The organism is Rhodococcus sp. 2H158 (assembly GCF_053764755.1).
Map to the genome: position 1 here is coordinate 89,104 of NZ_JBSNCE010000018.1, position 18,505 is coordinate 107,608.

Genomic DNA, 18,505 nt, shown 5'->3' on the forward strand with positions numbered 1-18,505 from the left:
GCGGAATTCTCCCGCAGACTCCTACGCCTGCGGATCGTCCTCGAGCACAACGAACGCGCCGGCCATGTCTCCGTCGTGGGTGAGCGAAACATGGATCCGCACCCCGGTCAGGTGCTCGGCGACGTCGCCGTGCAACCGGATCCCGGGTCGGCCCCACGCGTCGGAGACCACCTCGATCTGCCGGTGCACGGTCTCCGGCAGCACCGGTGGGCTGCCGAACAGCGACGCCGACCACGCCTTGATCAGCGCCTCCTTCGCCGCCCACCGGGCGGCGAAGTGCCGGCCCGGACGGGAGCTGCGGGTGTTCGCGTCGCGACGCTCGCCCGGGGTGAAGTTCGAGAGCATCACCGTGCCTGCCCGGCCCAGCTGTTCCTCGAACTCCGACACCGTGACCAGGTCGAACCCGATCCCCGCAACTCCCATCCGTCCCGTGACCCGCTCTCTGTGACCGTGCGGCCGACGGCTACTTGCAGCCGGGCAGACCCGAACGGTACACGTCGCCGTCGCCCAGTCGTGCCTCCGGCGAGAGCAGCACGTCGGCCTCGAGCTGGCGCGCCGCCTTGGCCGGCACCGAGTCCCCGCCGAAGCGGCGGTCGGCGGGCCGCTGGTACAGGGCCGCACCCCCGGTCATCGCCTCCGCGAGGCGGCGCTTACCGGCGACGGCGCGGGCCTGAGCCTGCTCCACGTAGGCCTCCCGGCGCTCCGCCGGGATCGCCTCGACGAACGCCTGCGGGTGGACCACCGCGATCAGCCCCGACACGTGGCCGAACCCGAGGCTGGTCAGCAGACCGGCCTTGAGCGCGTACCGCTCGCCGAAGCGGAGCGGGGTGCGCGCCCACACCAGGTGCTCGAACTCGGCCATCTTGTCGTCGACACAGTCCAGGCTGCGGTTCGGCGGGATGACGCCCTGGCTGAGGACCTGGCACAGGCCGATCAGCTGGAACGCCGCCGCGCCGCCCTTGGCGTGACCGGTCAGCGACTTCTGCGACACCACGAACATCGGCGCGCCCTCGCTGCGGCCCAGCGACCCGGCCAGACGCTCGTGCAGCTCCGCCTCGTTCGGGTCGTTGGCCGCCGTGGAGGTGTCGTGCTTGGAGATCACCGCGATGTCGTCGGCGGTGACACCGAGCTTGCGCAGCTCCCGCGCCAGGCCCGACTCGAGCCCGCCGCGACCCGCGCCGAGGGCACCGATGCCCGGAGCCGGGATCGAGGTGTGCACGCCGTCGGCGAAGGACCCGGCCCACGCGACCACACCGAGGACGGGCAGGCCCATCTCCAGCGCCAGGTCGCCGCGGGCGAGCAGGACCGTGCCGCCACCGGCGGACTCGACGAACCCGCCGCGCCGGCGATCGTTGGCCCGGGAGAACCGGCGATCGCTGATGCCCTTGGCCGTCATGTCGTCCGACTTCGCGGTGGCCGACATGTCACCGAACCCGACGATGCCCTCGATGCCGAGGTCGTCGAAGCCGCCGGCGACGACCAGCTGCGCCTTGCCCAGCTTGATCTTGTCAACGCCCTCCTCGACCGACACCGCGGCCGTCGCGCACGCCGCCACCGGATGCACCATCGCGCCGTAGCCACCGACGTACGACTGCACCACGTGCGCGGCGATGACGTTCGGCAGGGCCTCCTGCAGGATGTCGTTCGCGCGGGACTCGCCGAGCAGCGTGTCGATGTACAGCGACCGCATCGAGGTCATGCCGCCCATGCCGGTGCCCTGGGTGTTCGCCACGTACGAGGGGTGCACCCAGCGCATCAGCTCCGACGGGGTGAAACCGCTGGAGAGGAACGCGTCGACCGTGGTCACGATGTTCCACAGGCCCACCCGGTCCACGGACTCGGCCATGTCGGCGGGGATGCCCCACTTGGTGACGTCGAACCCGGTCGGGATCTGGCCGCCGACCGTGCGGGTCAGGTTCATCTTGCGGGGCACCCGGATCTCGGTGCCGGCCTTGCGGGTGACGGTCCAGTCACCGCTGTCCGGAACCGAGTGCGCGACGGTGTTCTCCGGGTCGGCGTCGACGAACGCGCGGGCCTCGGCCTCGGAACCCACCACGAACGACAGGTCCTTGTCCAGGAACACCGAGGTCAGCAGCGGCGCCGCGTTGTCGACCATCGCGCCGTCGTCGGCGTAGCGGCGGATGCCGCAGCGCTCCACCACCGCGTCGTGGTACCGGTCGGCGATCTCCGCCTCGGGCACCAGCTCGCCGGTCTCCGCGTCGTACCAGCCCGGCTTGGGATCGTTCTCCCACGCCACCAGGCCGGTGGCCCACGCCAGCTCGAGCACACCGGCGGCCGACAGCTCCTCGTCGACCTCCATCTCGAAGCGGGTACGGGCCGACCCGTAGGGGCCGAGCTCGCCGGCGCCGACGATGACCACCAGGTCGGCGGGGTCGACGTCGAGCGTGTTCCACTCCGGTGCCGGCAGCGTCGCGTCCAGGCGCGGCGGCGCGGGCAGCGCCGCGATCGTCGCGTGATCGGGCTCCGCGGCGCCGTCCTTCGCGGCCTCGGCCTCCTCCTGCGCCTGCTTGGCCAGGGCCGGCAGGTCGATGTCGGCCTCCGACAGGCCCCCGGTCAGGTCCGCCACCAGCGGCTCGACCGCGGCGGCCTCCTTGGAGCCGGCGGTGACGAGCTTCAGCAGCTCGACGGCCATCTCGTCGGTCGACCAGGTCCGCACACCGGCGGCCTCGGCGGCCTCCACCAGCGGATCGTTGCCGCCCATCAGGCCGGTGCCGCGCACCCACCCGATCAGGGCGTGGGCGAGGGTGACCCGCTCGGCCCAGGTGCGCTCGGCGTGCCAGCGGTTGACGATCGCGTCGAGCGCGGCCTTCGCCTCGCCGTAGGCGCCGTCGCCACCGAACTTGCCGCGGTTCGGCGAACCCGGCAGCACGACGTGCAGGTGGGTGTCCACGTCGCGGTCGGAGCCGATGTCGGCCAGACCCGCGATCAGGCGCTCCACCGACCACAGCAGGACCCGCATCTCCATCTCGGCGCGGGCACCGGCGTCGGCCATCGACCCGGACACGCGCGGCGCGGCGAACGGGAACAGCAGCGTCGGGGTCAAGGCCTCCTTGATCAGCTTCTTGGCGCCGCCCGCGGTCTCCACGGTATCGGTGCCGAGCCACGTCACCAGGGCGTCGACGTCGGCGTAGGACGCCATGTTGGCCGGGACCACCCACAGCGCCGCACCGGAGCGTGCGCTGCGCGCATACAGCTCCTTGTAGAAGCCGAGGCGGCTGTCGTTCAGGCTCGACGTGGTGACCACGACCGTGGCGCCGCCGGCGAGCAGCTTCGCCGCGACCGCGGCCGCGATCCCGCCCTTGCTGGCGCCGGTGACCACGGCGACCTCGCCCGCGTACTCGGCGTCGCCGGTCTGCCGGGCGGCCGTCGCGACGGCGTCGAAGACCTGCGCGAGCTCCGTGCGGCCGGCCTCGGTGGCCTTGCCCGCCCAGAACGTGGCGTGCGCGGCGACCGTGGCACCCGCACCGGCGAACCGCTCCGCGCCGATCTCGGCACCGAGCCAGATGCGGGCCAGGTCCTCGCGGGCCGTCGCCCACCGGTCGTCGATCAGCACGGCCTTGCGGGCGTCGAACGCCGGTGCGACCAGCCGCGGCCAGTCGGAGCCGAGCTCCGCCGAGACCAGGTCGACCAGCTCGGTGTCCGCCTTGTCCGCGAGGTCCGAGGCCGCGTCGGCCAGGCCCAGCTCGGACAGGATCAGGCGGGCGGTCTTGGCGAGCACACCGTTCGAGCCGGTGATGCCCTCGGCGAACTCGCCGAGCGCGGCAGCGTCGACGGTTGCACCGCCACCGCCACCGGCGGACGGCATCGACACCGCGACGCCGCGGCGGCCGGCGACCGACTGCACGGCCGCGTCGATCAGCTTGTCGACGGCGGCACCGTCGGACAGCGCGCCGTCGGAGAGGCCGCCGAGCGCACCGCCGCGGACGGACGAACCGTCCCGGCTGCCGAGCGCGACCTCCGCGGTCACGTGCGACGCCCAGCCCTCGCCGAGACCCCACACCTTGGTGACCCGGTCGGCGACGTAGGCGGGACGCTTGCCCGACGGACCGAACACCTTGCGCAGGTGGTCGTTGATCGAGTCCGACAGCACCGGACCGAAGGGCCGGTAGGTGCGGGCCAGGCGATCGACCGTGCCGGCAAGCGCGCCCATGTCGGCGTCGGCCGCACCGTCGATGGCACCGAGCGACAGCTCCGAGCCGAGGTCGACGAGCAGCTGGTTACGTCGCGAGGACACGCCGTCGCACAGCGCCTCGATCGTGTCGGCGGGACCGATCTGATCCGGGCGCAGCTTCGTCCACAGGGCGATGAGCACCTTCGTGGCCTCGGCGGCCTTGAACGCGATGTCGTCCGGACGCGGGCCACCCGCGGGAGCGGCGGGCGCGGCGGCCGGAGCGGCGGCCGCGGCCGGAGCGGCCGAGGAAGCCTCGGCCGAGGCCGGCTCGTCGTCCTCCACCGGCGCCGGATCGACGTCCGTGGAGTACACGACCGAGGCCTCGCGCTCGATGTTGAGCACCTCGACCGGCTGCCCGAAGCGGCCCGGCAGCTTCAGCGTCTGCGACGCCAGGTTCGCCACCGTCGGGGCGGCACCGAGGCCGACCTCGACGAACCGCTCGACACCCAGGCCACCGTCGGCCTCGTCGGCGAACAGCAGATCCTGCGTCTCGATCCACCGGACCGGGGACGCGAACTGCCACGCGAGGAGCTCGGCGAGCACCACACGGCACAGCTTCGAGGGGTCGGCCGCCCAGGTGTCGAAGTCCGCGAGGACCTCGGCCAGCGGCTCGGACGGCACCAGGTCCGCGATCTCCTGGACGAACTCCCGGCCCAGGTTGAACGGCTTGGGCACCAGGTTCGGGACGTAGCGCCCGATGAGGATGTCGGGATCGATCTGCTCGGGCAGCAGGTTCAGCAGGCGCTGCCGGAAGTCGTCCACGCCGCCGCGCAGGACGGTCGAGTGGAACGGCACGTCGATGCCCGGGACCAGGATGAACGCACGCTTGCCCCCGAACTCGGCGACCTTGCGCTCGATCACGGACTCGAGGGCCTCGAGCCCGGCGACCGTACCGGCGATCGCGTACTGCGAGCCGCGCAGGTTCAGGTTGACGATCTGCAGGAATTCGCCGGTCTCCTCGGCGACCCCGGCGACGAACGCCTCGAGATCGGCGTCGGCGACACCGAACTGCGACGGCCGGATCGCGGCCATGCGGTAGTTCGAACGGCCCTGCTCGTCGCGCGGCACGAGGGCGTGCATCGCCGACCCGCGGCTGAACACCACCTCGAGCACCGCCTCGAGCGGCAGCACCCCGGCGACCGCGGCGAGCGCGTTGTACTCGCCCACCGAGTGGCCGGCCAAGAGCGCGCCCTCGACGAAGGCACCGGCCTCACGCAGTTCCGCGATCTGGGCGACACCCAGGGTCGCCATCGCGGCCTGGGTGAACTGGGTCAGGTGCAGCACGCCGTCCGGGTGCTTGTGGGTGACGCCACGGGCCTTGAGCACGGTCGGGTTGTCACGCACCACGGCAAGGATGGAGAAGCCCAGGGCCTTGCGGGTGTGCTTGTCGGCGCGATCCCAGATCTCCCGGGCGGCCTTCGAGCGGGCGCGGGCGTCCAGGCCCATGCCGGGCCGCTGGATGCCCTGGCCCGGGAACGCGTACACCGTGCGCGGGGCGGCGGTGCGGCCGGTGGCGACCATCACCAGGTCGCCGTCCACGCGGCAGCTCACCTCGACGATCTCGGCGCCACGGTCGGTAGCGATGCGGTCGACGCGCACGTCGATCTGCGCACCGGGACGCACCATGCCGAGGAACCGGGCGGTCCACGCCGTCAGGCGGCGGGCCGGCAGCTTGGCGTCGGCCTCGAGGGCGGTGACGACCTGCTGGGCGGCGGCGGACAGCCACATGCCGTGCACGATCGGGGTGCCCAGGCCGGCCAGGAGGGCGGCGTTGTCCGAGGTGTGGATCGGGTTGTGGTCGCCCGACACCCGCGCGAAGGCGCTCATGTCGATCGGGGCGACGATCACGGCGTCGCGGCGGCGGCGACGCGGGGTCTCCACCGCGTCCTCGCTCACGGCACCGCCGGCGCGGACCGGATCGGCCAGCTCGGCCTTGCCGGTGCGGCCGCGGATCGCGAACCGCTCGATCAGGGTGGCGACCGTGGTGTCACCCGAGCCGTTGCCGTTGTCGGCGGTGATCTCGACGTGCACCTCGACGACCCGGCCGAGGTCGGTGTCGGCCACGTCCTGTGCCTCGGCCTTGACGCCCAGGATCGACGGCTCGGTCGGCAGACCGTCCTTCACGTCGACGGCGTGGTCGAGGTGGACCAGGTCGAGCATGCCCTCGATCACCGACAGGCTGTCGTCGGTCTGCGCGGCGCCGAGCGCGGCGAACACCGCCGGCCAGCACGCGCCGACCAGGACGTCGGGCACACCGTGGCCGCTCGGGGTCAGGTTCAGCGGCAGTCCCGAACCGGTGACACCGGCGTGGTCGGCGATCTTCTCCGGCAGCCAGCCGAGGGTGATGCGGGCCGCGCCCTTCTTCACCGCGGGCAGCTCCTGCCCCGCGGCGACACCGAGCAGCGCCGACATGGACGCCGACGCGTCGTCCGCGGTGACGACCGGGGCGCCACCGGTGTGCACGGTGGCGGGCACCGTGAGGCGGATCTCGACGGTCTTGTCGCCGGCGAGCGGCACCGTCAGGCCCACGTGCTCGGCGTCGAGAACGCTCAGCGTCGCGCCCGTCGCGCCGTGCACGGCGGCGGTGTCGGACTCGACGGACCACTCGTCCAGGTCGCCGAGGCGGTGCACCGGGTTGACGGTCTGCCGGCCGGCCCAGTTGACGTCCGGAGCCGACAGCACGGCGTCGAGCAGGCCGGCCGCGAGGTCCTGGTGGCGGCGGGCCGCGATCTGCACCGGCTCGACGCCGGCCGCGATCAGCTCGTCGACGGCGGCCTTCTCGAAGCGGTCGAGCAGCTCACCGACGGGCTCGTCGGCGCGGGTGATGCCCGCGACGGCGACGGTGCCCGGGATGATGCAGACCTGATCGGCGCTGTAGCGCGGATCGTGGGCCTGCCACAGGGAGTCGGACCGCCACCAGCGACGCACGTCCTGGTCGACGACCGGCACGAAGTTCACCGGCTTGCCCGGGGTGCGGCACAGCGTGACGAAGAACGGAACGTCGGCCGGGTGCAGGACCACCGAGTCGGCGTCCGGGAACTGCTCGGTCAGCGCGGCCAGCGCCGCGTACGGCCGGTCGAGGGCCGCGTCGTCGGCGAACAGCGTCGGGATCGGGCCACGGTCGGCCGGGTGCAGGCGGGACTCGGCGCGCTGCAGCATCTCGTGGAAGCGGGCACGCCAGGTGACGTCGATCCACGGGCTCTCGGCCGCGTCGGCCACCTCCTGCGAGCCGACGGCCAGCTCCAGGTAGCGCGCGAGCCACTGCCCGTAGGTCATCTCGGCGACGTCGCCGAAGTACGGCTTCGCGGTGACGTCGAGCGCGGCGATGATCTCGTCGCGGCGCGCGGCCACGGCCTCGGCGTCGCCCGCGACCTCGTCGAGCAGGCGGCCCGTGCGGGACGCCGCGTTGTCGATCTCGTGGATGTCCGCGCCCAGCTGGCTACGGCCGGAGGCCATGCCGCCGGAGGCGGTGCCGGCCCCGACCCAGTCGGGGGTGCCGGGGGTCTCGACGAGCATCTGCTTGACCTCGGGCGACGTGGTCGCCTCGAGCGTCGCCATCGCCGCGGTGCCGACGAGGATGCCGTCGAGCGGCATCGCCGGGAAGCCGTGGGCGGTGGACCAGCGGCCGGTCAGGTAGTCGGCGGCCCGCTCGGGGGTGCCGATGCCACCGCCGACGCACAGCACCAGGTTGGAGCGGGTGCGCAGCTCGGCGTAGGTGGCGAGCAGCAGATCGTCGAGGTCCTCCCACGAGTGGTGGCCACCGGCGCGGCCGCCCTCGATGTGGACGATGACCGGGTAGTTCGGCACCTCGTTCGCGATGCGGATCACCGAGCGGATCTGCGCCACGGTGCCCGGCTTGAAGGCGACATAGCTGATGCCGGCCTCGGTCAGCTCCTCGATGATCGAGACGGCTTCCTCGAGCTCGGGGATGCCGGCGGTGACGACCACGCCGTCGAACGGCGCGCCCGCGGCGCGGGCCCGCGGCACCAGCCGCTTGCCACCCACGTGCAGCTTCCACAGGTACGGGTCGAGGAACATCGAGTTGAACTGCACGGCGCGGCCCGGCTCGAGCAGCCCCTTCAGCTCCTCGACGTGGTCGGCGAAGATCTGCTCGGTGACCTGGCCGCCGCCGGCGAGCTCGGCCCAGTGGCCGGCGTTGGCTGCCGCGGCGACGATTTTCGGATCGACGGTGGTCGGCGTCATGCCGGCCAGCAGGATCGGGGAGCGGCCGGTCAGGCGCGTGAATGCCGTCTCGACGCCCTGGCGGCCATCGGGCAGGGTGACCGGCTTCGGCGCGAACGCGGACCACGGCTGCGGCACCTCGGGCTCCGCGCCCGGGGTCAGCAGGTTGCGCTGACCACCGCGGGTGGCGGCGGCGATGATGCCCACACCCTGGCCACGCAGGCCCGAGCTGGTCATACGGGTCAGCAGCTCACCGGGACCCATGTCCAGGATCCACGAGGCGCCGGCCGCGACGGCGTCGTCGACGAGGGCGACCCAGTCGACCGGGTCGACGAGCACTTCCTGCGCCAGCGAGCGGGCGAGGTCCGCGTCCAGGCCGCAGCGGGCGGCCCAGTCGGCGACCTGCTCGACCGCGTCGGCGAGAGCGGGGTGGTGGAAACCGATCTCGGCGGAGACCGGCTCGAAGGTCGGGGCGAACACGGCACCGCCGCGCTTCTTCGCCTCACGCTCGCGGGTCTCCGCGGCGGAGATCTCCTCGCAGCGCTGCTGCACGCGAGCCAGAGCGGCCGGCGGGCCGGACAGCACGACGCGGCGGCGGGCGTTGCGGATGGCGACGACCGCGGAACGCTGCGGGTCCTGGTCGGCGAAGACCTCGGCGACGACGGCGCGCAGGCGCTCGGGGTCGACGTTCGCGACGGCGAGCATCGGGAAGCGCTCGGCGCCGGCGATGATGCCGCGGCGACGGCCGACGAGGGTGGCGGCGGCACCGATGAGCTGGGCGATCGCGAGGATCTGCCCGTCCTTGGCGCCGGCGGCCTCGGTGGCCGCGACGGCCAGCACGCCCTGCGAGTGGCCGATCACGGCGGCCGGGGCCTGGGCGGTCACGTCGAGGCCCTGGTTCGCCAGCGCGCGCAGCGCGGCCACCTGGGTCAGGAACACGCCGGGCAGCGAGACCGCGGCGGAAGTCAGCGTGGACTCGGAGGGGCCGGAGACGGGCGTCTCGTCCTCGTCGGCGACCTCCTGCTCGAGCATCCAGGCGATGGGGTCGAAGCCGCTCGGGCGCACGACGACGAGGTCGTGCGCGACGGGCGCGAGGAGCGCGGTGGCCTCGTTGACCAGTTCCGTCAGGACCGGCTCGAGCCCGTTGTCGCGGCTGAGTTCTTCGAGGGAGCTGAGCCAGGGAGCGCCCTGGCCACCGAAGGCGAGTGCGTAAGGCTCCCCGGCGAGGAGCTTGTCGACCAGCGCGCCCTTACGGGAAGCGGGGGCGTTGCCCCGGTCACTGGCGCGTCGTGATGCCTTCGAGTTCCGTCCGTTGTCGGCTGGTGTGGTCTCGTCGATCGTCACGCGTGTAGTTCCTCTCCTGAACACCGCAAGGGCGTGGTCTCGTGGCCGCCCGCGCCGCCGTTGGCGTTCTGATGGGCTCTGATCTGCTCGTTCGGGCTACCCAAGAGTGACACAAAATCATGAGGGGTTCCTCATGTTTTGTTCCGCGCGGGTTACCTCCCCCGAAGGGGCGCGTGAGATCACTCACAGCAGGTCGGAGAAGTGACCGGTTGGTAGGGAGAGTCCGCGCAGGCTGCGCGGCTACATGGACGTCCATCAACCTGAGGAATCCCTCAGGTTGATCGTTACGCAATCGTTACCATCTTGACTGACCGCGAAACGCGTGCATGAGGGCACTTTCGGCAATTTGTCGGCGCCGTCCGATACAGTCCCGCGCATCGAACATACATTCGATTCAGGGGGGATGATGGGACGGTCGACGAAGTACACACGGGAAGTCCTCGAGGATGCGGTCCGAAACTCGACGAGCGTTGCGGGGGTAATGCGCTACTTGGGCCTGGTGCCGAGCGGGGGTTCGCACCATCACCTCAGTCGCCGGATCAAACGGCTGGGCATCGACACGTCGCACTTCACCGGATCGGCGCACACCAAGGGCAGTCATGCCCTGAACCGTCTCGCATGGAGGGAGGTGCTTGTCTGCAAACCGACCGGCGCTCCCCGACAGAGACCGAATCTGCTCCGCCGCGCCCTCATCGAGTCCGGTCGTCCCTACAAATGCGAGGGGTGTGGCATCGGCACTGAATGGTGCGACTACCCGATAACGCTCCATGTCGACCACATCGATGGGAACCCGAATGATTCCCGTCCGGAGAACATCCGCTTCCTGTGCCCCAACTGCCACAGCCAAACCCCGACCTGGGCCGCGAGAAAACGCTTTGGCGCCCGATAGGTCGAGCGAGGAAGGACGGATGTAGTCGCGTATGGTGACGCTGGTAGGCGCGAGTGGCGGAACAGGCAGACGCGCGGCGCTTAGAACGCCGTGTCTTCGGACGTGGGGGTTCAAGTCCCCCCTCGCGCACCACGTGACCTCGCCCACGGCCCCCCGACCGCTCTTGGCAGGTCGAGGGGCCGCTCGGGTACTTTTGATGACGTGTCCGAGAACCGTCCGCCGCGTCGCCTTGCCCTCGTCGTACTGGTGGCGGTCGCCGCGGCCGGCTGTCTCGGTCTGGGTTTCTGGCAATGGACACGGTTCGAGGCCGTGGGCGGCACGTTCCAGAACCTCGGCTACGCCCTGCAGTGGCCCGCCTTCGCCTTCTTCTGCGTCTACGCCTACCGCCGGTTTGTGAAACTCGAGACCGAGGACGCCGAGAGCCAGGCCACGGGTGCGCCGCGCGCGTCGGAACCGAAGGAACCCACCGAGATCCCCGAGGATCTCCTCCCCCAGCGGCCCCGCACTGGGCTCGATCCGAGCGCGGCCGTCGATCCGGACGACCCGGAGGCTCGGCAGATGCTGGAGTACAACGATTACCTCGCGCAGCTTGCGCGCAGGTCCGATAGGAGCGCTCAGTGAGCACGACCCCCGAGCAGGCACCCGACCAGACGAGCGGTTCGACCGCGCCGCAGTCCCGTCCGGAAGCCGACCGGAAGAAGATTGCCTCGGCCCTGACGCGGTACCGCGCGCTCGCCTGGATCACCGGCGTGTGGCTGCTCGTGCTCACCGGCGAGATGGTCGCGAAGTACATCCTGAAGGTCGAGAACGTCCCCGGCTGGATCGCCGTGGTCCACGGCTGGGTCTACGCGGTGTATCTCGTGCTCACACTCGACCTGGCGATCAAGGTGCGCTGGCCCGCGGGCCGCACGATCGGCACCCTCCTCGCCGGCACGATCCCGTTCCTGTCGTTCTTCGTCGAGCACCAGCGCACGAAACAGGTCAAGGCCGACTTCGGCGTCTGACCGGCCGGCCGATCGGCGCGCGAAACAGCAAGCCGCCCACGCGATTGCGTGGGCGGCTTCTTGTTTCGCGTGGGAGCGCAGGCTTCGCGCCGCGGCGGCGGGCGTCAGCGGGCGAGCGCTGCGAGATCGGGCACCAATCGTGCCAGTGCGCGTCCGCGGTGCGACGAGGCGTCCTTCTCCTCGGCGCTGAGCTCGGCGGCGGTGCGCTCCTCCCCCTCGGGCCGGAACACCGGGTCGTAGCCGAAACCGTTGGCGCCGCGCGGGCTGTGGACGATGGAGCCGCGCCACTCACCGCGCACGACGTGCACCGCGATCTCGCCGTCGTCACCGGGGACGGCGAGGGCACAGGCGGAGACGAATGCCGCGCCGCGGCGCTCGTCGGGAACGTCCTGCAGCTGCCCGAGCAGCAGTTCGGTGTTGGCGTGGTCGTTGCCGTGCCGCCCCGACCACCGGGCGGAGAGCACCCCGGGCATCGCATTGAGGGCATCGACCTCGAGTCCGGAATCGTCTGCGACGCACGGCATTCCGGTCGCCGTCGCGCCGTCGCGCGCCTTGGCGGCCGCGTTCTCCTCGAACGTCGCGCCGGTCTCGGGCGCCTCGTCGTAGGGCGGCACGGCGTCGAGTCCGACGAGGTCGATCCCCTCGATCCCGGCGGCGTCGAGGACGCGCTGCAGTTCGCGCAGTTTCTTCGCGTTCCGGCTTGCCACGAGCACCTGCACCCTGTCAGACACCGAACTTCTTCCTGGTCCGCTCGGGTGTCACGGGCTGCGGCAGCGTGCCCGGGTAGGGGGCGTCGAGCGCCTGCTTCTGGATCTCGCACAGTTCGGCGATGCCGGCGAGCGCGGAGTCGAGCATCTTGTCGAGGGTGGACCGGGCGAACGTCGCACCTTCGCCGGTGCCCTGGACCTCGACGAGGGTGCCGGTGTCGGTGGCGATGACGTTCATGTCGACCTCGGCGCGCACGTCCTCCTCGTAGGGCAGGTCGAGGCGGACGCGGCCGTCGACGACACCGACGCTCACGGCCGCGATGGCGCACGAGATCGGCTGCGGGTCGGTGAGCCGGCCCGCCGCGCTCAGCCACGCGACGGCGTCGACGAGGGCCACGTAGGCGCCGGTGATGGCGGCGGTGCGGGTGCCGCCGTCGGCCTGCAGGACGTCGCAGTCGATGGCGATGGTGTTCTCGCCGATGGCGGCGAGGTCGATGCAGGCGCGCAGGGCGCGGCCGACGAGGCGGCTGATCTCCTGGGTGCGGCCGCCGAGCTTGCCCTTGACGGATTCGCGTCCGCTGCGGGTGTGGGTGGCGGCGGGGAGCATCGCGTATTCGGCGGTGAGCCAGCCGAGACCGGAGCCCTTGCGCCAGCGCGGCACGCCCTCTTCGACGCTGGCGGTGCACATGACGCGGGTCTGGCCGAATTCCACGAGCACCGAGCCCGCGGGGTGGTTGGTGAATCCTCGGGTGATCCGGATGGGGCGGAGTTCGTCGTCCGCTCTGCCGTCTTCTCGTGTGGTCACCCGGACGAGCCTATTAGATGGGGTAGACGTCCCCGGCGGACACCGCGTGGACGGGCCCGGAGTACTGCTCCTTGGCTTCGGCGATGACGTCCTCGCGCGAGGTCCACGGCGGGATGTGGGTGAGCAGCAACTCGCCCACCTCGGCGCGAGCGGCGAGCATGCCGGCCTCGGCCCCGGAGAGGTGGATGCCGTCGGGGCGGTCGTCGGGTGCGTGGGTCCACGAGGCCTCGGACAGCAGGACGTCGGCGCCGCGCGCGAGCTCGACGACCTCGTCGCACATGCCGGTGTCGCCGGTGTAGACGACGGTGCGCCCGGAGTCGCTGGTGATGCGGAATCCGTAGGCCTCGGGCGGGTGGTTGACCCGGCCGGGGTGGATGGTGAGTGCGCCGAAGCGGAAGGCTTCGCCGTCGGCGAGGGGGCGCACGTCGAGGGTGTCGCTGACGTCGTCCATCTCGCCGGCGATCTCGGCGGAGGCGGCGCCGATGCGGACGCTGGTGTCCGAGGGGCCGTAGACGAGGGTGCGTCCGGTGGGGCGGTTCGGGGAGTAGCGCCGCCAGACGAGCAGGCCGGGGATGTCGAGGCAGTGGTCGGCGTGCAGGTGCGAGAGCAGCAGCGAGACCTCACCGGGGTCGGCGTAGCGCTGGAGGGCCCCGAGGACGCCGGGACCGAAGTCGATCACCAGGGGCGGGGTGCCCGGGGCGGTGATCAGGTAGCCCGACGCGGCGGAATCCGGCCCGGCCACGCTGCCGGAACACCCCAGGACGGTCATGCGCATGGGGTCATGCTGCCACGTCCCTGTGGCTGCGACGAAGCCAACGCAGGTTTTGATCGAGAGATGTCACAGTTGCGCCGACGCTGTGAGCCTACCGATCGGTCAGTTGTTGCGCGGGGGTGCGTCTCACCCGAACGAGGAGGTCGGCACGGCCGGCGGGCGGCGGCGGCGACGCTCGTCGGCGGAGAGCAGCCAGGCGGCCAGGACGCCGCCCACGGCGCCGAAGAGGTGCCCCTGCCAGGAGACGCGCGGATCGCTGGGCAGCACGCCCCACAGGATGCTGCCGTAGACGAACAGCACGATCACCCCGATGACGATCTGGCTCGACTGCCGGGTGAAGATGCCGCGCGTGATCAGGTAGGTGAGCCATCCGAAGACGAGGATCGACGCGCCGATGTGCACGAAGCCGGACCCGGCGGTGAGCCAGGTGCCGAGCCCGCCGACCACCCAGATGATCGCGGTGGCGGCCAGACCGCGGCCGATGCCGGAGACGAGCACGAGGAAGCCGAGCACGAGCAGCGGAATGGTGTTGGCGCTCAGGTGCGCCCAGTCGGCGTGGAGCACGGGGGCGAACGCCACGCCCCACAGCCCGTCGGCGGTTCTCGGTTCGATACCGGCGGAGTCGAGGTCGGCGGGCGCGGCGGCGTCGACGGCTTCGACGCCGTAGAGCAGGGCGACGAATCCGGCGATCAGGAGCGCCGCGCGCTGCCAGACGGGCCGGGGCCCGGGACGGGAACCGTCGGGTACGGTCATGCGCTCGCCCTTCGCGTGTGTCCTGCGCTGTGTTCCTGGCTTTCGAGCCTACCGACGTGCGCACCGCTCGACACGTGCGCGACGCCGGTCGGGATTCGCCGTGAAAGCCCTGTCGACCGGAGGCCCGGTGGCTACTGTGGGAGGCACCGTCGGACCCGGGAGGCAGTCGTGCCGAGAAACGTCGGAGATCGCTACGCCTGTGAGAAGTGCGGCGCGCAGATCGTCTACGAGAAGCCGTGCCCCTGCACCGAGGGGATGCCGCATTCGGAGATCTGCTGCGGCGACCAGATGAAGCGCGTATCGGAGGGCACGTCACGCTGAGTCCTCAGCGCAGCCCTCAGCGTGACGTGGGAATCCCGGCCGTGAAGGCGGAGGGGAACACGTCGCGATAGGCGGGGATGCCCGCGACCGCGGTGGCCTGCAGCACCGCGTCGACGACGGCGCGCTGGACGACCTCGGCGGCCGCCTCGCACACGGCGGCCAGCACGGGTAGTTCGGGCGCGAAGGCCTCCGGGATCGGTCGGCTCGCTCCGGGGGGCGTCGCGGTGCCGGTGGCCAGAGCGAAGAGGGTGTCGCCGTCGAGGGGTGAGTGGGCGGGGCGGACGGCCCGGGCGAGGCCGTCGTGCCCGGCGACGGCGACACGGCGGCAGGCGGCGGCGGTCAGGTCGGCGTCGGTGGCGACGACGCCGATGGTGGTGTTGAGGGCGGTGCCCTTGGGTGCGAGGGCGGTGGCGGCGGCGAGGTCGGTTGCGGTGGGGGCGACGAGCCCGAGCTGGGCGGCCCGGGCGGGGCCGAGGCCCCAGGGCAGGCCGGTCTCGGGGTCGAACACGGCTCCGACGGGGTTGGCGACGACGAGGGCTGCGACGGTGACGCCGGCGGCGGGGCCCTCGGTCAGGAACAGGCTCGCGGTGCCGATGCCGCCCTTGAGGGTGCCGGCGCGTGCGCCGACTCCGGCGCCGACGGTGCCGCGGGCGACGGTCGTGCCGGCGGCCGCGGCGGCCCGGTATCCGCTGTCGGCGGTGGGCCGGGCGGTCCACTCCCCCACGGGCAGGTCGAAGACGACCGCGCCCGGCACGATGGGCACCACGGCCCCCGGCGGCCCCATCGGAATGCCGCGGCCCTGTTCCTCGAGCCACCGCATCACGCCGTCGGCGGCGGCGAGACCGTAGGCGCTGCCTCCGGTGAGGAGCACCGCGTCGACGCGCTGGACGGAGTGGCTGGGGTCGAGCAGGTCGGTTTCGCGGGTGCCGGGCCCGCCGCCGCGGACGTCGACGGCGGCGGTGACGGCACGGTCGGGAACGACGACGGTGCATCCGGTGGCCCGCCCGGTACCGAAGGCGTGGTCGGAGCCGAGGGTGACGTCGGCGTCGAGGGCCTGCCAGTGCCCTACGCGCAGGCCGGCGACGTCGGTGAGCGAGTCGGTGGGTCCGGGCGTGGCCGTCACGGCAGCAGCGCCTGGACGAGGGAGTCCTGCATCCAGGTCAGCCAGTGATAGACGTCGAGGTGCGGGGCCCGCGGGTCGTCTTCGTCGAGCGTCTCGGGGGTGTCGTCGTCGATGCCGAGGGTGGTGCCGAGGGCCAGCCGGAGGTCGTTGAGCCCGTACAGCCAGGCATCGGCCTGTTCGGGGCTGAGCACCACCTTGCCGCCGGATTCGGGGACGGTGCGCAGGATGACGGCTCCGGCGGCGAGCTTGGCGTCGATGATGTCGGGTTCGTGCAGGCTGCGCAGGGCACCGTTGAGGTCGGCGGATTCGTCGTCGGGATGGACGGTGGCGTCGGCGTCGGGCCGGTGGAAGTCGGGCAGCAGCCGTTGCAGGGCGGGGACGTCCGGCGGGGTGCAGTTGCCGGTGCGCAGGCCGGTGAGGGCGGCGAGGTCGTCCTGCGGGGCGCCGGCGGCGCGTTCCTCGAGCATGCCGAGTACGGATGCGACGAGCGAGCGCAGCACCGACGCCTCGTGTGCGTCCATCTCGGATCGCAGCTTCACGCCTCCGAGCGAGTTCTTCCTGCTCCACTGCCGCACGTCGGTCGGCTCCTCCTGGCTTCGCGGTCGGGATGGTCGGCGAGCGGGCGGCCGGTCACTCGGCCCGCTGCATCGTCGCCCACAGCCCGGCGGCGTGCAGGCGTTGCACGTCGTGTTCCATCTTGTCACGCGAGCCGCTCGAGACGACCGCCTTGCCTTCGTTGTGCACCTTGAGCATCAGCTCGGTGGCCTTGGCCTTGCTGTACCCGAACAGCTTCTGGAAGATGTACGCGACGTAGTGCATGAGATTGACCGGGTCGTCCCACACGACGGTGACCCAGGGCCGGTCGACTGCTTCGATCTCCTCGACGGTTTCGGCTTCCGCCGGCATTGCCTGCCCTGCCGCCATGGTGACGGCGGGAAACGAGGCCACGGTGACTGCGTCGGACGGCTCCGGGGGGGCGGTGCCGAACGGGCTTGTCGGGGAACACGTCGCCATGTCTCCAGGGTACGGCGTCGGCGCCCGGCAATACAGCCGCATCCCGGCCCGCGCTCTACAGTGATCGGGTGCCCGATTCCCTTCTGCCGCGCACCGCGACGGCGAGCACCGCCCTGTTCACGGACGTCTACGAGCTGACGATGCTCGAGGCCGCGCTCGCGGACGGCACCGGTTCCCGCCCTTGCACGTTCGAGGTGTTCGCGAGGCGTCTGCCGCCCGGGCGCCGGTACGGCGTGGTCGGTGGGACCGGCCGGCTGATCGATGCGCTGGAGACGTTCCACTTCGGCGAGGAGGAACTGGCCGTCGCGGGACGGTTCCTCGACGCCTCGACCGTGGAGTGGTTGCGCGGCTACCGGTTCTCCGGCGACATCGAGGGCTACCGGGAGGGCGACTTCTACTTCCCCGGTTCGCCGGTGCTGGCGGTGCGCGGCACGTTCGCCGAGTGCGTCCTGCTCGAGACCCTGATCCTGTCGATCCTCAACCACGACAGCGCGGTGGCGTCGGCGGCGGCGCGGATGGTCAGCGCCGCGGACGGCCGCACGCTGATCGAGATGGGGTCGCGCCGCACCCACGAGGAGGCTGCGGTCGCGTGTGCGCGGGCGGCGTACCTCTCGGGCTTCGACGCGACGTCGAATCTCGAGGCGGTGCGCCGGTACGGGGTGCCGGGCACGGGTACCGCGGCGCACGCGTTCACGCTCGTCCACACCACCCGGGCGGGCCGCGACGAGGCGGCGGCGTTCCGGAGCCAGGTCGAGACGCTCGGGGTGGGGACCACGCTGCTGGTGGACACGTACGACATCACCAACGGGGTGCGCACGGCCGTGGAGGTGGCCGGCACCGGACTCGGGGCCGTGCGGATCGACTCGGGCGATCTCGGCGTGCTGGCCCGGCAGGTGCGGGAGCAGCTCGACGGCCTGGGTGCGACGAACACGAAGATCGTGTTGTCGGGTGACCTGGACGAGTACTCGATCGCAGGTCTGCGCGCCGAGCCGGTCGACGTGTACGGCGTCGGGACGTCGCTGGTCACCGGCTCGGGCGCGCCCACGGCCGGGATGGTCTACAAGCTGGTCGAGGTCGACGGCATCCCGGTGGAGAAGCGCAGCGCGCACAAGGAGTCCCGGGGCGGCGCCAAGCGGGCGGTGCGGTTCGCCCGCCCGACCGGCACGCTGGTGGAAGAGGTGATCTACCCGGCGGACGCGCCCGTACCGGCGGGCGACGGCGAGGTGGTGCACGAGCTGATGGTTCCGCTGGTCTGCAACGGCGAGCGGGCCGACGGCGGGCCTACGCTGGAGGAGAGCCGGGCGTTGCTCGCGCACGGGCTGATCAGTCTCCCGTGGGAGGCCCTGACCCTGTCGGCGGGCGAGGCCGCGGTGCCGACCCGATTCGTGAGGTGAGGACG

The 18,505-nt window shown here is 71.9% G+C and carries 13 protein-coding genes and 1 tRNA gene; 5 read left to right on the forward strand and 9 right to left on the reverse strand.

Going from position 1 to position 18,505, the window contains the following annotated elements; genetic code table 11:
• Nucleotides 1-21: 21 nt before the first annotated feature.
• Entirely contained in the window at nucleotides 22-423 is a 402-nt protein-coding gene (acpS, locus tag ACWPOB_RS18605) for a holo-ACP synthase AcpS (RefSeq protein WP_100055654.1), read from the reverse strand.
• A 40-nt stretch (nucleotides 424-463) separates the two neighbouring features.
• Nucleotides 464-9,718, reverse strand: a complete 9,255-nt coding sequence (locus tag ACWPOB_RS18610; protein WP_455401742.1) for a fatty acid synthase subunit beta domain-containing protein — start codon at nucleotides 9,716-9,718, stop codon at nucleotides 464-466.
• 406 nt (nucleotides 9,719-10,124) lie between these two features.
• Here ACWPOB_RS18610 and ACWPOB_RS18615 point away from each other — a divergent pair, with 406 nt between their 5' ends.
• From ACWPOB_RS18615 to ACWPOB_RS18630, 4 genes are all read left to right on the forward strand, one after another.
• A complete protein-coding gene (locus ACWPOB_RS18615) occupies nucleotides 10,125-10,607 on the forward strand; it encodes an HNH endonuclease signature motif containing protein (RefSeq protein WP_080688517.1) in 483 nt (160 codons plus the stop codon).
• A gap of 47 nt (nucleotides 10,608-10,654) precedes the next feature.
• Nucleotides 10,655-10,739 (forward strand) — tRNA-Leu (locus ACWPOB_RS18620).
• Nucleotides 10,740-10,808: 69 nt separating this feature from the next.
• Nucleotides 10,809-11,228, forward strand: coding sequence for a transcriptional regulator (locus ACWPOB_RS18625; RefSeq protein WP_100057969.1), 420 nt, complete (start codon nucleotides 10,809-10,811; stop codon nucleotides 11,226-11,228).
• Entirely contained in the window at nucleotides 11,225-11,611 is a 387-nt protein-coding gene (locus tag ACWPOB_RS18630; protein WP_029542990.1) for a DUF3817 domain-containing protein, read from the forward strand. Before ACWPOB_RS18625 ends, ACWPOB_RS18630 begins: the two co-directional genes overlap by 4 nt.
• Before the next feature lie 104 nt (nucleotides 11,612-11,715).
• On the opposite strand, the gene rdgB is transcribed toward ACWPOB_RS18630, so the two are convergent.
• From rdgB to clpS, 7 genes are all read right to left on the reverse strand, one after another.
• Nucleotides 11,716-12,324 (reverse strand): RdgB/HAM1 family non-canonical purine NTP pyrophosphatase, encoded by a 609-nt coding sequence (gene rdgB, locus ACWPOB_RS18635; RefSeq protein ID WP_455401755.1) that lies wholly within the window; start codon nucleotides 12,322-12,324, stop codon nucleotides 11,716-11,718.
• A gap of 10 nt (nucleotides 12,325-12,334) precedes the next feature.
• Complete coding sequence (rph, locus tag ACWPOB_RS18640) at nucleotides 12,335-13,123, reverse strand: ribonuclease PH (protein ID WP_006937538.1); 789 nt, start codon at nucleotides 13,121-13,123, stop codon at nucleotides 12,335-12,337.
• Nucleotides 13,124-13,136: 13 nt separating this feature from the next.
• Nucleotides 13,137-13,898 (reverse strand): cyclic nucleotide-degrading phosphodiesterase, encoded by a 762-nt coding sequence (locus ACWPOB_RS18645; protein WP_043799009.1) that lies wholly within the window; start codon nucleotides 13,896-13,898, stop codon nucleotides 13,137-13,139.
• Nucleotides 13,899-14,021: 123 nt separating this feature from the next.
• Nucleotides 14,022-14,648: a rhomboid family intramembrane serine protease gene (locus ACWPOB_RS18650; protein WP_050035023.1), complete on the reverse strand. Its 627-nt coding sequence runs from the start codon at nucleotides 14,646-14,648 to the stop codon at nucleotides 14,022-14,024.
• Nucleotides 14,649-14,985: 337 nt separating this feature from the next.
• A complete protein-coding gene (locus ACWPOB_RS18655) occupies nucleotides 14,986-16,092 on the reverse strand; it encodes a P1 family peptidase (RefSeq protein ID WP_455401743.1) in 1,107 nt (368 codons plus the stop codon).
• Nucleotides 16,089-16,667 (reverse strand): oxidative stress transcriptional regulator AosR, encoded by a 579-nt coding sequence (gene aosR / locus ACWPOB_RS18660; RefSeq protein WP_006937528.1) that lies wholly within the window; start codon nucleotides 16,665-16,667, stop codon nucleotides 16,089-16,091. Before aosR ends, ACWPOB_RS18655 begins: the two co-directional genes overlap by 4 nt.
• A 55-nt stretch (nucleotides 16,668-16,722) precedes the next feature.
• Nucleotides 16,723-17,106 (reverse strand): ATP-dependent Clp protease adapter ClpS, encoded by a 384-nt coding sequence (gene clpS / locus ACWPOB_RS18665; protein WP_029542980.1) that lies wholly within the window; start codon nucleotides 17,104-17,106, stop codon nucleotides 16,723-16,725.
• A 68-nt stretch (nucleotides 17,107-17,174) separates the two neighbouring features.
• Between clpS and ACWPOB_RS18670 the strand changes: the two genes are divergently transcribed.
• On the forward strand, nucleotides 17,175-18,500 hold the full coding sequence (locus ACWPOB_RS18670; protein ID WP_455401744.1) for a nicotinate phosphoribosyltransferase: 1,326 nt from the start codon (nucleotides 17,175-17,177) through the stop codon (nucleotides 18,498-18,500).
• Nucleotides 18,501-18,505 lie beyond the last annotated feature (5 nt).

Bases quoted from the DNA above. Each gene is read 5' to 3' on its own strand.
- acpS (WP_100055654.1), bottom strand. From the start codon at position 423: ATGGGAGTTGCGGGGATCGGGTTCGACCTGGTCACGGTGTCGGAGTTC.
- ACWPOB_RS18645 (WP_043799009.1), bottom strand. From the start codon at position 13,898: ATGCGCATGACCGTCCTGGGGTGTTCCGGCAGCGTGGCCGGGCCGGAT.
- clpS (WP_029542980.1), bottom strand. From the start codon at position 17,106: ATGGCGACGTGTTCCCCGACAAGCCCGTTCGGCACCGCCCCCCCGGAG.
- ACWPOB_RS18650 (WP_050035023.1), bottom strand. From the start codon at position 14,648: ATGACCGTACCCGACGGTTCCCGTCCCGGGCCCCGGCCCGTCTGGCAG.
- ACWPOB_RS18615 (WP_080688517.1), top strand. From the start codon at position 10,125: ATGGGACGGTCGACGAAGTACACACGGGAAGTCCTCGAGGATGCGGTC.